The organism is Methylobacterium sp. D48H (assembly GCF_053345715.1).
Genome location: NZ_JBKFAP010000003.1, coordinates 169,101 through 183,977, shown reverse-complemented (window position 1 = coordinate 183,977; position 14,877 = coordinate 169,101). Strand labels below are relative to the sequence as shown.

The following is a 14,877-nucleotide window of genomic DNA, read 5'->3' as shown; positions in this document are numbered from 1 at the left end:
GCCGCCGCGCGTCAGGAGAACTTCAGGAGCTTGAGCGCGTCGAAATCCTGCACCCCGCCGCCGACGCGCTTGGTGGTGTAGAACAGCACGTAGGGCTTGGCCGAGTACGGGTCGCGCAGCACCCGCATCCCCGTCCGGTCGACCACGAGGTAGCCCCGGCGGAAGTCGCCGAAGGCCACCGACAGGCTGTCCTTGGCGAGGTCCGGCATCGCCTCGGCCTCGGTGACCGGGAAGCCGACCAGCGTCGCGGACCGGCCGGCGGCGAGGGGCGGCTGCCAGAGATAGTTGCCCTCCGAATCCTTGAACTTGCGGATCGTGCTCTGGGTGCGCCGGTTCATGACGAAGCCGGCATTCTGCCGGTAGGCCGCCCGGAGCCCGTAGATCAGGTCGAACAGCGCGTCCCCCGGGCTCGCCGACGGGAAGGCCCCGGCCGTCCCGGTGGCGACCGTGCCGATCTTGCCCGGCACCCAGGCGGCGTTGGCGACCGTGTCGTAGCTCAGGAAGCCCCGCGGGCGGCTCGCGCCGTTGCCGGAGACGAAGGCGACGCCCTCCTGCTCGGCGAAGGCCGTCTCCACCTCGGCCGAGAGCCACGCGTCGAGATCGACCACGGAATCGTCGAGGAGCGTCTGGGTGGCGGCCGGCATCGCGTAGAGCTCCATCGCGGGGAACGCGATCTCCGACAGGGCCGGCGCGGCGGTCTCGGGGCGCGGCGCGGTCTCGGCGGCCCAGCCGGTGACCGGCGCGCCCACCGAGACGGCGCGCTTGTACTGGGCGCCCGAGATCGGCTGCACGCTGGCGATCGACCGGATCGGCGAGACCTGCCCGAGGCGCGCGAGCACGGTCCGCTCGATCGTGTCGGGGACGAGGTAGCCGCCGTCCGGCCCGGAGCCGGCCGAGAGCGCCTTGGCCTCCAGGCGCTTGAGCCCGACGCTCTCGCCCGCCCGGACGTAGAGGTCGAAGGCGGCCTTGTGCTCGTGCGCGGCCCCCGTCTCCCGGACGTCCGGCTGCCCGAGGGGCGGCCGCGCCCGCTCCAGGGCGATCCGGTCGAGCCGGGTGCGGGCGGCGTCGAGGGCCGCGTCGATCCGGGCGAGCTTCTCCTCGGTGAGCACGTCGACGCCGAGGCGGCCCTCGATCCGGTCGATCCGCGCGTCGTTCGTCTCCTTGAAGGCCGCGAAGGCGGCGGCGAGCTCGTCCAGGGCGGAGCGGACCGGGCCGCCGTCGGAATGGGCGGCCTTGTTCTCCAGCGGCGGCAGGCCGCCCAGCGGGGCGGGATCGGCGATCGGGGTCTGGGCGTCCATGATGGGCCTCGTCGGGGGTGGAAGTCAGGACCGCGCGGCCGGCAGCGGCCAAGCGGCGGGTCTGGCGGCGGGTCTCGCGGCGGGTCCGAGGGCGCCCGGCGGCGCGATCAGGCCGGCGAGGCCGCGGATCGCGTCGGCCTCCGGGTCCGGAGCCGGGATCGACGCGGGGCTCGCCCTGGCCCCCGGCTGCAGCGGGAAGGTCACGAGCGAGATCTCCCAGAGATCGACCTGCTGGAGCCGGCGCTCGCCGCCGGCGCCCTTCCGGGCGCGCAGCGTGCGGAAGCCGATCGAGAGCCCGTCGAGGCCGCCGCCGCGCATCAGGGCGTCGACCTCGCGGGCGCGCTGCACCGCGAGGTTGAGCGCGCCCTCCGCGAACAGGCCGCGGCCATCCTCGCGCAGGGCGAGCCAGCGGCCGATCGGCTCGGCCGGATCGTGCTGGAACAGCAGCCGCACGCCCGCGGCCCCGCGGCGGGCGAGGCTCGCCGCGAAGGCGCCCGGCACCACCACGTCGCGGCCGAGATCGGGCACGCCGAACAGGCTGGCATAGCCGGAGAAGTGGCCGTCCATGGGGGATCCTCGGATGGGACAGTGAGGGCGCGCCCCGCGCCTCAGGGTGTGCCCCGCGCCCCCGGCATCGCGGGCGGGTAGCCCACGGCCTCCCGCTTCTCCGCCACCGACAGGAAGTCCGCGGCCTGGACCCGACGCCACAGGGATTCCCGCTCGCCGGCCAGCGCCTCGATCCGGTCGAGGTCGGGCTCCAGGTCGATCGCCCCGAAGGCGGGTTCCAGCCAGCCGGCCAGCGCCCGGGCGGTGCGGGCCGCGAGGGGGATCAGGGTCTGGCGGTAGAGGGCGCGGTTGGCCTCGGCGTAGTTGGCGTGGGTGTTGTCGCCGGGGAGGCCGAGCAGCAGCGGCGGCACGCCGAAGGCCAGGGCGATCTCCCGGGCGGCCGCGTCCTTGGCCGCCACGAAATCCATGTCGCGCGGCGAGAGCGCGAGCGGCTTCCAGTCGAGGCCGCCCTCCAGCAGCAGCGGCCGGCCGGCATTGGCGGCGCCCTGGTAGTTCGCCTCCAGCTCCGCCTTCAGCCGGTCGAATTGCGGCTCGGACAGCGTCGCCCCGGCGAAGACCAGGGCGCCGGACGGCCGGGCGGCGTTGTCGAGCAGCGCCTTGTTCCAGGCGCTCGCGGCGTTGTGGATGTCGAGGGCGGCGGCCGCCGCCGCGATCGGGGCGAGCCCGCCGGTCTCGTCCTCCGGGTGGAACAGCGTCAGCGCCAGGATCGGCGCCACGGCGATCCCCGGCTCGGGCAGGTCGAACCGGCGGCTGCGCCCGCCCGCCGTGTAGAGATAGGCCGCCGGCCAGCCGTCCGGGCCCGGCAGCACCCGCATCCGTCCGGGACGCAGGGCCTGGAGCGCGGCGACCCGCCCGTCGAGGCTCACCGCCTCCAGGTAGGCCGTGCCGGTGAGGAGGAGGTCGGCGTAGAGCGTCTCCAAGAGGTGCGGCCCGCTCTCCCGGGGGTTCGGCCGCGCCAGCAGGGCGAGCAGGTCGCCCGCGCGCTCGGCGCCGGGGCCGGTGGCGATCAGCGGCAGGCCGGCGGCGCTCTCGGCGACGAGCCGCACCGCCCGGTGGACGACCGGGTTGGCCTGGTAGCCGGCCCGGGCGAGCGCCGCCGGATCGCGGGGCGTCCAGCTGGCCCGTCCCTCGGCGTAGAGGGCGAAGGCCGGGGCCGCGGCGGCCTTGGTGGCGAGGGCCGGGCCGCCGGCGGCGCGGCGCGCGACCCGCGCCAGGCGTTCGAGGAGGGTCGACATGCCGGTCCGTTCCTGAGCTATGGTCACGCGATGCAGCCCCGGATCCCCACACGGCCCCAGGCGCGGCCCCAGGCGCGGTTCGGGGGACGGGTCCGGGGACGGGTCCGGGCAGGGACCCGCGTCGCGGCGCGGGTCGCGGCTCTGGTCCCAGCGCTCGTCGTCGGGCCTCTGTCCGGGCCTCTGTCCGGGCCTCTGGCCGGGCCCCTGGCCGGGCCCCTGGCCGCGCCCCCGGCCGCGCCGGCCCGGGCCGCGGATGCGCCCGCACCCGCGCCCCTGTGGCCGGAGCCCGACGGGACCCTGATCCTGGCGCGCCCCTTCGGCCGGTCCGAGATCAGCCTGCGCCTGTCCCGGCGGGTCGCCGGGGCGGTGGACACGCTGACCTGGGACGGCGTCACCTTCCTCGCCGACACCGAGCCCGGCGACGCCCTGCAGGCGCGGGCGGAGATCGGCTCCGGCGCCGCCTGCCGCCGGGCGAGCGAGGCCGGCACCCCGCAGGACGGGTCCGGCGCGCCCGCGGCCCGGCGGCTCCGCGCCCTGCGCGCCGGCCGGAGCTGGGCCGAGACCGAGACCCGCATGGCCTGGGACGGCCCCGCCGACCCGGCCGACGAGCCGCCCGCGGACTGCCCGACCGCCTCCGCGAGCCCCGCGATCCCGGCCCCGGCCCCGCTCCTGCGCAAGCGGGTCGCCCTCGGCCTGCCGGGCCTCGGCAACGCCGTGGAGGTGCAGGCGAGCTTCGTCCTGACCGAGCCCGCGGGGGCGCTGCGTCTCGAACCCCTCGCCGTCGCGGTGCCGGCGGAGTTCTCCGCGGCCTGGCGCTTCGACCCGTCGACCGGCGGGCTCGCGCCCCTCGTCCTCGGAGCGGGGGAGCGGCCGGACCCGGTGATCCTGGCGACGCCGGAGGGCTCGCACGCCCTCGCGGTCTGGGCCCCGGGTCCGCCGGAGCAGGAGCCCGACGCGCCGCGGCCCGGCTTCGCGGTCGCGCCCGAGGCCGGGGCGAACCGCCTGAGCTGCCGCTTCCGGCTGGCGAACGCCGCCGCCGGCGCGCACGATTTCGCCTGCTACGCCCTGGTCGGCACCCTCGCCGACGTCCGGGCCGCCCTGCGGAGCCTGACCGCGCCGCCCTGACCGGCCCGGCGCCGACCTGTGCTAGACTGTCCGGACCGACGAACCGATGGAGGTTCCGATGGACAGGAAGCAGGCCCTCGAACTCGCGATCTTCGTCATCGCGCTCGTCCCCTTCCTCCGCTGCCTCATGCCCTCCGCGACGCGCTCCCGGGGGCCCCGCCGCTCCGGCTCCCTCAGCTACGATTCGGGCTCCGGCGGCGACGGCGGCGCGATCTTCGGCGATGGCGGCTGCCACGGCAGCGACGGCGGCAGCTGCGGCGACGGCGGCGGTGGCGGTGATGGCGGTGGCGGCGGCGATTGAGCGACCGCTCGGGCGTCCAGTAGCCCGGCACGCCCAGGAGCCCGGCACGCCCAGGAACCCGGCACGCCCAAGAACCCGGCACGCTCAAGAACCCGGCATGCCGATGTGCCGGGGTCGGGCAGCGACGACGGTTCGGGAATCGGAGCCGGGCCGCGGCGCCCGGGAAGGACGGCGGGGATCAACCCGACAGATGCGCCGCTCAATCCGCCCGCCGTCGCCGCGCAATACGGAGAATTACGGTGGGGATTCCCAGCTCAGGACCGCGTGCCGTGGCCTGATCGCTACAGATTTGGCGCACGACATTGTGTATACAGCATGCAGTTCGTTCCAGAGACCACGAACCGACTCCGGCGCGCTTCACCCGAAGCGCGCCGAATTGTTTCCGGCGACCGCTGTCACAACCGCCGGATCCGGGGCTCGGCCCGGGGCTCCAGCATCAGGTGCGTGAGCGCCCAGACCAGGGCATCGAGACGGTCGGGCGAGGTCCCGCCGGACAGGCCGTCCGGGCCGAAATCGCACAGCTCGTCCTCCAGCGCCGGGAAGGCGCCGACGTGGTGGACCAGCCCGCGGGCGTAGAGCAGCGAGACCGGCTCGGCGCGCAGGTACTTGCCCCGCGTGGCGTGGACCCGGGTCACCGGCACGGCGGGGTCGCACTGGCCCAGCACGGCGGCGGCCATCTCGCCGCCCTGGTTGACCTCGACCACGAGGGCGTCGGCCCGGAGCCGGTGGTAGAGCGCCAGCGCCGCGGCCGCCCAGGCCTGCGGGGTGGCGCGGGCGAGGCTCGCGTCGGCCAGCACGTAGGCGTGCCCGCCCGCGCGCCCGGCCGCCACGATCCCGCAGGCGTCCGAGCGCGCGCCCGAGGTGGCGGGGGGATCCACCGCCACGACGATCCGCCCGAGATCGGGCGCCGCGGCGAGGCGGCCGGCCTCCAGGGCCGCGCGCGTCCACAGGCCGTCGTCCCGGTCGGCGATGAGTTCGCCGTCGAGTTCCTGCCGGCCGAGCCGCGTGCCGGCGTAGCGCCCGACCACCTGCTGGAGGAAGTCGGGCGCGAGATGCGCGGCGTTGTCGTGGGTCCGGGCACGGCTCACCACCGTGCGCGGGTCGGCGAGCAGGCGGCGGATCAGCGGCACCGGCCGGGGCGTCGTCGTCACGAGGTTGCGCGGCCGGGCGCCGAGGCGCAGGCCGAACTGCAGCATGTCGAAGGCCGCCTCGGGCCGGCGCCACTTGGCGGCCTCGTCGCACCACGCGGCGCCGAATTGCGGGCCGCGCAGCGCGTCGGGCTCCTCCGCCGAGAAGGCGAGCGCGACGGCGCCGTTGCTCCACTCCACCCGGCGGCGGCTCGGCGACCAGGTGGGCCGGGCCCGTCCCCGCGCCGGCAGGCCGAGGAGGCCGGAGGGCCCCTCGACCATCACGTCGCGCACGTCGAGATGGGTCTCGCCCACCAGGGCGATCCGCCCGACCGGCGCGCCCGCGAAGGCCGGGTCGCCGCGCGCGAGGGCGTCGACCCACTCGGCCCCGGTGCGGGTCTTGCCGCTGCCGCGGCCGCCGATCACCGCCCAGGTGGTCCAGGGCGCCGCGTCGGGCGGCGGCAGCTGGTCCGGCCGGGCCTGGTGCAGCCAGTCGCCCGCGAGGGCCCGGAGGAGGTCCGGCGACAGCGTCTCGAGGAAGTTAGGCAGCCGCCCGGCCGCCGACAAAGCCAGCAACGCGTCGCGCGATCTCCGCGCGCAGGGCGGGCAGGTCAGGTTCGGTGTCGGGCTCGGTGCCGGGTTCGGTATCGCGTCCGGTGCCATCGCCCCCCTCCCCCGCGGCGCCGCGCGCGCCCTCCGCATCCACCGTGTCGAGGAGCCGCTTGAGGCCGCCGAGGTCGCGCAGGATTCGAGCGGAGTCGCCCGCGCCCGCCCCCACCCCGCTCAGAGCCGCGTCGAAGGCGGCGATCTGCCGGGCAATGTGGGCGCGCAGACGCGCCCGCAGGGTCGCCGGGTCGGCCGCGGGGTCGCCGCGCCCGGTGACCGCCGGCGGCAGGTCAGCCCCGAAGGCCGTGGCCATCATCGCCGGGTCGAGCCGGCCGAGACCGAGGATCTCGGTGACGTCGCCGGGATCGGCGCCCGGCGTGCACAGCAGGCGGATCAGGGCGGCCCGGCGCGCCGCCGGCCAGCGCCCCGTCAGGAGCCGCGGCCGGTGCTGCCGCGGCCTCGGCCAGCCGGCCCGGGCGTTCCAGGTGTGCACGGTCTTCGGGTGGACGCCGAGACGGGCCGCGATCGCGTCGCACGTCAGGTCGGTCTCGCGCAGGAGCGTCAGGGCCTCGGCGCGGCTGTCCGCCCTGCTCGGAGGAGGTGGCCACATCGGGGTCTCTCCGCACACGTCTCGACCGTGCCTGGTTGATACCCCGGCAGCGCGCCGGTGTCAAGCGCAAATTCCTATTTCTCGGCCGATATAGGACTTAAGACATCGTTCGGTCTCAGCCCTCCCAGTGCGCCACGCCGCCGTGACTCGAGCAGGTGCCTCGACGGGTGTGGCTGAAGCTCCACGTGCCGTCCCGGCACTTGGCCGTGGCGCCCGCGGGCTTCCTGCCGTCGAGGCTCTTGGCCGGCCGGTGGACGTCGGACCCGTCCCGGCTGCGGTAATGGCCGTGGCGGTCGAGGTTCCGGTCGTCGGGCTCCGAGAACGGCCGGGCGACGGCGCCGCCCGACAGGCCGAGGAGGACGAGGCCGGCGAGCACCGGCCAGCGGGCGGCGTTCGTCGCGGTCGGGACAGGCAGCACGGCACCCTCAAGGTTGTATCATCTGCCAAGAGACACAACCGGGTCGGGGCGTCACGAACTATCTGTGGTTAACCAGAAGCCAGCTACAGGTTGTGCACGCGGGTCACGGGCTGCGCGCGGGCCGGACCTCGGCCGGGGTCGCCCGACCGGCTCTCCGCCGCGTCCGCGCGCCCGGTGCGGCCCCGCACGTCGGCGGGATGCTGAACGGGCTCGAAAGGTATTGCCGCTAATGTCCCGGTGAATGGCAGATCTGAACGCGGTTCAGGACCGGAACGGCCGTCCGGTCGACACGTTGACCGGCGCCATCCGCACGCAGGCGTCGCCTTTCACGCAGTTCGTCAGAGTGAATCGGGTACAGAATGGTCGGTGAGCCACCAGGGTCCGGCGCGGAAGACCCGCTGGGCAACGGCCCCGCGGGGGATCCTGGTCGGGGCCCGGCGCAGGGCACCGCGGAAGCCGCAGCCCTCAGCGACAGCTTCAGGCGATTCGCCGACGTGGTGCCGCTGATGATGTGGCGCTCGGACGAGGCCGGTCAGGCGATCCACCACAACGAGTGCTGGCTGGAATTCACCGGGCGCCCCCTGGAGGCGGAGCTCGGCCTGGGCTGGCGCAGCGGGCTGCATCCCGAGGATTTCGAGCGGCACGCCCGGATCGTCGCCGAGGCGTTCGAGGCGCGGGCGCCCTTCACCGTCGAGTTCCGCCTCCGGCGGCACGACGGCGAGTACCGCTGGCTGCTCGACACCGCCCGCCCCCTGGTGGAGGACGGCCGGTTCCAGGGCTATCTCGGCTCCTGCTTCGACATCACCGACCGCAAGCACGCGGAGGAGCACATCGAGCACGCGCTGGCCGAGAAGGAGGCGCTGCTGGCCGAGGTCTACCACCGGGTCCGCAACAACCTCCAGGTGATGGTCAGCCTGATCGGCCTCTACGGGCGGGCTGCCCCCGACCCCTGCCGCGGCAGCTTCGAGGCGCTGGGCCAGCGGGTCCGGGCGATCGCGCTGGTGCAGCAGCACCTGCACGAGGCGCCGCACATCGCGTCGATCGACCTCAAGGACTACCTGCACCGCCTCGCCTCCGGGCTCGGGCAGCTCCGGCGGGCCGGGCGGATCGGCGTCCAGGTCGGCGGCTCGGGGAACGGTCTCGTGGAGCCGCGCACCGCCAACGCCCTGGGCATGATCGTCGCGGAGATCGTGGCCGAGTGCCTGGACGCCACCGCCGAGCACGTCGCCTGCGCCATCGCCATCGACATCGAGGCCGCCGCGCCGCTGCGCCTCTCGATCGTCTCGAAGGTGAGCGACACGGCCGAGTCGGGCCGACCGAACGTCCCGAAGCTCGGCCCCCGCCTCATCGCCGCCTACGCGGCCCAGGCGGAGATCAGCGTCGCGGGCGATGCCAGCCCGGGCGACCCCCTGTGGCTGACCCTGCCGGCGGCGCGCCCCGGCCCGCAATGAGCGCCCGCGGCGCCGGACCCCGTCGCCACAACGGCGCGGCCGGCCTATAGCGGCCCAGACCTTTCCGGACCCGGCCGAGCATGCTCCCTCCCATCGACACCATCATCGAGAATTTCGAGATCGTCGAAGACGACGACATGCGGCTCGAGTACCTGATCGAGCTCGGCCGCGCCCTGCCGCCGATGCCCGAATCGGAGCGGACCGAGGCGAACCGCGTCCACGGCTGCGAGAGCCAGGTCTGGATCGACACGCGGGCGGAGCCGGCGGACGGCACGCCGCGCCTCGTCCTGCACGGCTTCAGCGACTCGTTCATCGTCCGCGGCTTCGTGGCGCTGATGATCGCGCTCTACACCGGCAAGACGCCCCAGGAGGCCGCCGAGACCGACGGCCTCGACCTGTTCCGGCAGCTCCGCTTCGGCGCCCACGTCACGTCGAAGCGCTCCAACGGCGTCCGGGCGATGGCGGAGCGCATCCACCGCGACGCGGTCCGGCTCGCCGCCGAGGCCTGAGCGGCTCGGGCCGCCTCACCCCCGCCACAGGCGCAGGCGGGCCCGGTCCGGACCGGTCGCCTCCCGTTCCAGCCCGTAATGCTCGGCGAGCCGCCCCAGGGCGATGCGGGCCACGACCTTGGCGGACCGGGCCGGCCAGCGCCGCTCGGCCTCGATCCGCTCCAGGCCCTTCAGGAATCCGCAGAGGTCGATCAGCAGGCCCGAGAGGTCGCTCCCGACCGCGTCGAGGGCACCGCGCACCCGCTGCCGGGCCGCGATCACGTGGTCGGCCGCGGAGGCTGGGTCGCGCGGGCCGCCGCCGTCGATCCGGGGCGCCCCGAGATCCGCGCCCATCCGCGGCAGCAGGGCGGCGGCGGTCATGTCCCGCCGCAGCCGCTCCCCGGCCTCGAAGGCCGCCGCGTCGATGAGCGGCGCGCCGTCCCGGTCGCGCCGGCGCACCATCCAGGCCAGGGGATTCTCGGCGGCGTTGCGCAGGGTCGGGCCGGCGCCGCCCTCCACGACGGCGAGTTCGCGGTGCTGGTTGGCGAAGGCCAGGTCGCCCGGCCGGGCCTCCCGGCGCAGGCGCGCCCGCCCGGCCTCGCTGATCGTCAGGTGTGTGCCGGCCGCGTTCCACGTCGCCAGATCGGCCACCGCCAGGGCGCGCCCGGAGGCGGCCGCGAAGCGGCCGCTCCCCACCGAGATCCCGTCGCCGCCGCGCCGGGCGACCAGCGCGTCCTCGACCAGGGGGTCGGGCCGCGCGTAGGCGCCGGGCTCCCCGAGCCGCGCCAGCAGGCGCACCGCCTCCGCCGGGAGATCCCCCGGAGCGGCGCCGCGGTGACGCGTCCCCACGGAGGCGGAACGGCCGCCCTTCACTCGCATGTTCATGTTTTGTTCCGTGTGTGCTACGACGGACGTGCGAAGCCTCCAGTTTCTCAGGAAAAATCAGAAGATCAAGGCTTTTTTACCTACAACCCACATCTATCTAGCGACGGCCGCGCGCGTCGGCGGCTGGTGCAGGATGTCGGCGATCTCGCCCTCCGACTTGCCGCGGACTTCGTAGCCCATCGCCTCGAACCGGTCGATCAGCGCGGCGCTCTCGGTGGCGGAGCGCGCCGCCCAGACGGCGAGGATGTCGTTCACCCGCTCCAGGTCCGCGGCGGGGTGATCGTCCTGCGGATCCGGCTGCGGATCGGGGATCGCGTCCATGTCGGCACCTCGGGATCGAACCGGCGACCGTGGTCGACGCCACGGCCCGCGGTTCAACGCCCCAGGCCGGAACCGGCTCCCGGCCGAGCCGGCATCGCCGCCCGCCGTCCCGGATCGCCCCGGATCCGCAGCCGTCCTCAGAAGTCCCGCTGCACGCGCGCGCGCACCTGGATGACGTCGACGTGGCGGGCGGTCGAGACCGGGTTGGCGAGGTTGTTGACGTAGGCCGCGTTCTGGTTGGGATACCGGCCCAGGTCGAGGATGCGGCCGCTCTGCGGCCCGTAGCGCGTGTAGATCGCCTCGACGCCGATATCGAACTCCTTCACCGGCGACCAGATCAGGTTGCCGCCGACCACGAAGCGGTAGCTGTCCCGCAGGACCTGGCTCAGGTCGAAGAACCGCGTGCCGGGGGTGCCCGGCCCGGTCCCGGTCACGCCGAAATAGGCGCCCTGCGCCGCGCGGGCGCCGCGAGCGAAGCTGAGAGCGCCGTAGGAGCCGAAGAAGGCGGAGCGGACCGCGGGCGTCCAGTAGTGCAGCATCGCCGCCGTGAACGAGTAGCTCGTCGACAGCTCCAGGCGCTGGGTGAAGGGGTTGATCACGCCGTCGCTGAAGAACTGGGAGAAGGCCGCCCCCTGCACCGCGGTGGCCGATTGCGCCCAGGGGCCGTTATAGGCCGGCAGGCCGGTATACAGGGCGGTGCCCTCCCCATAGGCGCCCTGCAGGTAGAGCGTGTCGCCGGTTGCTATCGCTGGCAGGTTGATCTTCACGCCCCCCTGAACGGCCCAGCCGAGGGCGGAGGCCGCGCCGCCCGGGGTGCGGTTGTTGCCCACCGAGACGGGCGCGCCCAGGTTCGTGCCGGCGAACGAGACGCTGCTGAGCAGGCCGTGGTTGACCTCGTGCACGGCCCCCGAGAGCTGCGCGGAGCCCCACGACTGGTCGGAGCGCAGCACGCCGACGATGTCGGGCATGCGGCTGCGCTGGACCGTGTCCACGAAGCCCACCCCGGTCGGGCGGCCGGCGGCGTCGTAGCCGACGAAGACCGGGGCGACGGGGTTCCCGGGCGAGAGGATCGCACCGGGATTCGGGAACGCCGAGGCCGCGGCGTTCTGGGACGAGTAGACGGGCGTGCGGCGGAATACCGGGTCCTCCATCGACAGCGATGCGGACAGGCCCTTGCCCAGCGTCGCCGTGTAGGCAGCGAGGTTGGTCGAGGGATTGTCCGAGCCGATGGAGGCGACGATGAACTCGAAGTCGTGAGCGTAGAAATCGAAGAACGAGGAGGCGCGGCCGGCGGTGATGCCGGCGAACTGGATGAAGGCCTTGTCGACGTTGAACTGCTGCTGGGCCCGCCCGAACTGATCGACGCCCAGGGCCGGGAAGGCGCCGCCGATCCGGTTCAGCGCGCCGGCATGCATGGTGGCGAAACCGGTCCGGCTCCCGGCGTCGAGGCGGAGGAAGGCGCGCAGGGTGCCGTAGGACGTCTGGGACCGGGCGTCGAGGTTGATCCGGAGGCGGCCCTGGTAGCCGCTGTAATCCCCCGGGGTGGCGGTCGCGCTCCCCGAACGGCTGTAGGAAGGCTGGTAGGCGTACTCGTAGCGCGCGCGGCCGGAGAGGCGCAGGCAGGTATCGGTGCCGGGGATGAAGAAGAAGGCCTGGCCGTAGGCCGAGCAGATCCGCACGTGCTCGATGAGCTGCGATTTTCGCCGATCGGGAAGTTCCGCCGCCTCCACCGGCAGACTCAGCAACCCCGCAACACCCGCCAGTACGCCCGTTGTCCCCCGCTTCGTACGATGTTTCCGGTACTCCGCACACAAAACATGCATCGAATCGGCCATTCCACCATCCGCAAGTCCCCCTTCATGTCGGACGGATCGCGGAGCCGGATAATCCCAGAGCGATTTTCTCGGCCCTGTGCTCGGCTCGACTTGTCAGGATCTGTGGCGCACCCGCGGCGTTCAGGTGCCGCGTTGAGGCCGAAATCGGCCGCTGCGCCAAGTCCCTGGCGGGTTCGGGGCCTTCGCCGAGACCGCACGATCGGGCCGCCCCGGCGCGGCTCCAGACGCCGCTCCGGCGCGGGACCGCGCCGGCGGATCGCGTCGTCGGCCGGACCGTTTCCCGCGCCACCGATGCCGGAAAGCAACGGATCGGCCCCGGTCCCGCGGCCGCGCCGTCCCGGCCGGCGATACGCGCCGCCCGCCCCGGCCGCGCCCCCGGACGCCTTGCATCCGCGCGCCCGGCGGGACACATCCCCTCACCCGGACGCGACACCCGCGCGCGACGGGACCCGACGGGAGAGACGATGACGGAGATCGGCCACGGCTTGCTCGCTCACAGAACCGGCGCGCCGGTGGCCGAGGCCCGGCCGCGACGCTTCAGCGTCCACGGGCAGGAGATCACCGACGACTACGCGTGGCTGAAGGCCGAGAACTGGCAGACGGTCCTGAAGGACCCGGCCGCGCTGCCGGAGGACATCGCCGCCTACCTGAACGCCGAGAACGCCTTCGCCGAGGCGGCGCTCGCCGGGAGCGCGGAGCTCCGGCGGCAGCTCGTCGCCGAGATGCGCGGGCGGATCCAGGAGGACGAGAGCGGCGTCCCCGAGCCGGATGGGCCCTTCGCCTACTACACCCGCCACCGCGAGGGCGGGCAGCACCCGCTGATCTGCCGGCGGCCGGCCACATCACCCGACGTGCCCGAGTCGGGCTTGGACCCGGACGAGACGATCCTCATCGACGGCGACCGCGAGGGTGAGGGCCTGCCGTTCTTCGAGATCGCCGCCGCGGTGCATTCCGACGACCACGCCCGGCTCGCCTGGAGCGCCGACACCAAGGGCTCGGAACTCTACACGATCCGGGTGCGCGACGTCGCCACCGGCCTCGATCTCGACGACCGGGTCGAGGCGACCTCCGGCGAGGCGGTCTGGGCCGCGGACGGCGCGAGCTTCTGGTACGTGGCGGTGGACGCCAACCACCGCCCCGCCAAGGTGATGTGCCACCGCGTCGGCACGGGGCAGAGCGAGGACGAGACCGTCTACACGGAGGCCGATGCCGGCTACTTCGTCCACATCGGCAAGACGCAGTCCGGCGCCTTCCTCGACGTGACGGTGAGCGACCACGAGACCTCCGAGGTCCGGCTGCTCGACCGGCACGCGGAAGACGCCCCCCTGCGCCTCGTCGAGCCGCGCACGCCGCTGCTGATCTACGGCGTCGAGCACCGCGGCGACCGCCTGTTCATCCGCACCAACGCGGACGGCGCCGAGGACTTCAAGATCGTCACCGCGCCGCTCGACGATCCGGGCCGCGCCAACTGGACCGACCTCGTGCCGCACCGGCCCGGGGTGATGATCCGCCACCTGCACCTGCTCGCCGGCCACCTGGTCCGGCTGGAGATCGAGAACGCCAAGCCGCGGATCGTGGTGCGCGACCTCGCCGACGGCACCGAGCACGTCGTCGCCTTCGCCGAGGAGGCCTACTCCCTCGGCCTGCGGGCCGGGCTCGCCTTCGACACGGCCACGATCCGCTTCGTCTACTCGTCGATGACGACCCCGTCGGAGACCTGGGACTACGACTGCGCGACCCGCACCCGGCTCCTGCGCAAGCGGCAGGCGGTGCCGAGCGGCCACGACCCGGCCGCCTACGTGACCCGGCGGCTCTTCGCCACCGCGCCGGACGGCGAGCAGGTGCCGATCTCGCTGCTGCACCGCCGTGACCTCACCCTCGACGGCGGCGCGCCGCTGCTGCTCTACGGCTACGGCTCCTACGGCACGCTGATGCCGGCGGCGTTCCGCACGAACCTGCTGAGCCTCGTCGACCGCGGCTTCGTCTACGCGATCGCCCATATCCGCGGCGGCACCGAGAAGGGCTGGCGCTGGTACCTCGACGGCAAGCGCGAGAAGAAGCCCAACACCTTCACGGACTTCATCGCCTGCGCCCGCGCTCTGATCGACGCGCGCTACACGTCCGAGAAACGCATCGTCGCCCATGGCGGGTCGGCGGGCGGGATGCTGATGGGGGCTGTGGCCAACTTCGCGCCCGAGCTGTTCGCCGGCATCGTCGCCGACGTGCCCTTCGTCGACGTGCTCAACACCATGCTCGACGCGGAGCTGCCGCTGACGCCGCCGGAATGGCCCGAATGGGGCAACCCGGGCGAGAGCGAGGCCGCCTTCCGGACGATCCTGTCCTACTCGCCCTACGACAACGTCGCCGCCAAGGACTACCCGGCGATCCTGGCGCTCGGCGGGCTGACCGATCCGCGGGTGACCTACTGGGAGCCGGCCAAGTGGGTCGCGCGGCTGCGCGCCACCATGACGGGCGGCGGGCCGGTGCTCCTGCGGATCAACATGGAGGCCGGCCACGGCGGCGCCGCCGGCCGGTTCGACCGGCTGGAGGAGGTGGCGCTGATCTACGCCTTCGCGCTCATGGCGGTGGGGAAGGCGTAGAGCCGCCGCC

Annotated in this window: 14 protein-coding genes; 5 read left to right on the top strand and 9 right to left on the bottom strand. The window is 74.2% G+C overall.

What is annotated here, in order from left to right:
- Positions 1-11: 11 nt before the first annotated feature.
- From ACLBX8_RS09570 to ACLBX8_RS09560, 3 genes are read right to left on the bottom strand one after another with little or no spacing between them, the layout of a single operon-like run.
- A complete protein-coding gene (locus tag ACLBX8_RS09570; protein ID WP_447715030.1) occupies positions 12-1,298 on the bottom strand; it encodes a phage major capsid protein in 1,287 nt (428 codons plus the stop codon).
- Positions 1,299-1,322: 24 nt separating this feature from the next.
- Positions 1,323-1,865, bottom strand: a complete 543-nt coding sequence (locus ACLBX8_RS09565; RefSeq protein ID WP_447698251.1) for an HK97 family phage prohead protease — start codon at positions 1,863-1,865, stop codon at positions 1,323-1,325.
- Positions 1,866-1,906: 41 nt separating this feature from the next.
- Positions 1,907-3,100, bottom strand: coding sequence for a phage portal protein (locus ACLBX8_RS09560; RefSeq protein ID WP_447715029.1), 1,194 nt, complete (start codon positions 3,098-3,100; stop codon positions 1,907-1,909).
- Positions 3,101-3,130: 30 nt separating this feature from the next.
- On the opposite strand from ACLBX8_RS09560, the gene ACLBX8_RS09555 reads away from it, so the two are divergent.
- Positions 3,131-4,225: a hypothetical protein gene (locus tag ACLBX8_RS09555; protein WP_447715028.1), complete on the top strand. Its 1,095-nt coding sequence runs from the start codon at positions 3,131-3,133 to the stop codon at positions 4,223-4,225.
- A 58-nt stretch (positions 4,226-4,283) separates the two neighbouring features.
- Positions 4,284-4,526, top strand: coding sequence for a hypothetical protein (locus ACLBX8_RS09550; RefSeq protein WP_234081909.1), 243 nt, complete (start codon positions 4,284-4,286; stop codon positions 4,524-4,526).
- Positions 4,527-4,921: 395 nt separating this feature from the next.
- On the opposite strand, the gene ACLBX8_RS09545 is transcribed toward ACLBX8_RS09550, so the two are convergent.
- The 3 genes from ACLBX8_RS09545 to ACLBX8_RS09535 all read right to left on the bottom strand — a co-directional run bounded on the left by ACLBX8_RS09545 (position 4,922) and on the right by ACLBX8_RS09535 (position 7,287).
- Positions 4,922-6,220, bottom strand: a complete 1,299-nt coding sequence (locus ACLBX8_RS09545; RefSeq protein WP_447715054.1) for a DNA-packaging protein — start codon at positions 6,218-6,220, stop codon at positions 4,922-4,924.
- The gene (locus ACLBX8_RS09540) at positions 6,195-6,869 is read right to left on the bottom strand and encodes a helix-turn-helix domain-containing protein (protein WP_447715027.1); all 675 of its coding nucleotides are present in this window, start codon (positions 6,867-6,869) and stop codon (positions 6,195-6,197) included. The genes ACLBX8_RS09545 and ACLBX8_RS09540 overlap by 26 nt, the downstream gene beginning before the upstream one ends.
- A gap of 115 nt (positions 6,870-6,984) precedes the next feature.
- A complete protein-coding gene (locus ACLBX8_RS09535; RefSeq protein ID WP_447715026.1) occupies positions 6,985-7,287 on the bottom strand; it encodes a DUF3761 domain-containing protein in 303 nt (100 codons plus the stop codon).
- A 359-nt stretch (positions 7,288-7,646) separates the two neighbouring features.
- Between ACLBX8_RS09535 and ACLBX8_RS09530 the strand changes: the two genes are divergently transcribed.
- Together ACLBX8_RS09530 and ACLBX8_RS09525 are read left to right on the top strand one after the other, a co-directional pair.
- Positions 7,647-8,738, top strand: a complete 1,092-nt coding sequence (locus ACLBX8_RS09530; protein ID WP_026604585.1) for a sensor histidine kinase — start codon at positions 7,647-7,649, stop codon at positions 8,736-8,738.
- A gap of 80 nt (positions 8,739-8,818) precedes the next feature.
- Complete coding sequence (locus tag ACLBX8_RS09525; RefSeq protein WP_020090933.1) at positions 8,819-9,247, top strand: SufE family protein; 429 nt, start codon at positions 8,819-8,821, stop codon at positions 9,245-9,247.
- Positions 9,248-9,262: 15 nt separating this feature from the next.
- On the opposite strand, the gene ACLBX8_RS09520 is transcribed toward ACLBX8_RS09525, so the two are convergent.
- The 3 genes from ACLBX8_RS09520 to ACLBX8_RS09510 form a co-directional block, all read right to left on the bottom strand.
- The gene (locus ACLBX8_RS09520; RefSeq protein ID WP_447698560.1) at positions 9,263-10,105 is read right to left on the bottom strand and encodes a DUF6456 domain-containing protein; all 843 of its coding nucleotides are present in this window, start codon (positions 10,103-10,105) and stop codon (positions 9,263-9,265) included.
- 99 nt (positions 10,106-10,204) lie between these two features.
- On the bottom strand, positions 10,205-10,432 hold the full coding sequence (locus ACLBX8_RS09515; protein ID WP_447698245.1) for a hypothetical protein: 228 nt from the start codon (positions 10,430-10,432) through the stop codon (positions 10,205-10,207).
- A gap of 137 nt (positions 10,433-10,569) precedes the next feature.
- A complete protein-coding gene (locus ACLBX8_RS09510; RefSeq protein WP_447698244.1) occupies positions 10,570-12,267 on the bottom strand; it encodes a porin in 1,698 nt (565 codons plus the stop codon).
- Between the two features lie 464 nt (positions 12,268-12,731).
- On the opposite strand from ACLBX8_RS09510, the gene ACLBX8_RS09505 reads away from it, so the two are divergent.
- The gene (locus ACLBX8_RS09505) at positions 12,732-14,867 is read left to right on the top strand and encodes a S9 family peptidase (RefSeq protein WP_447698243.1); all 2,136 of its coding nucleotides are present in this window, start codon (positions 12,732-12,734) and stop codon (positions 14,865-14,867) included.
- Positions 14,868-14,877: the final 10 nt, after the last annotated feature.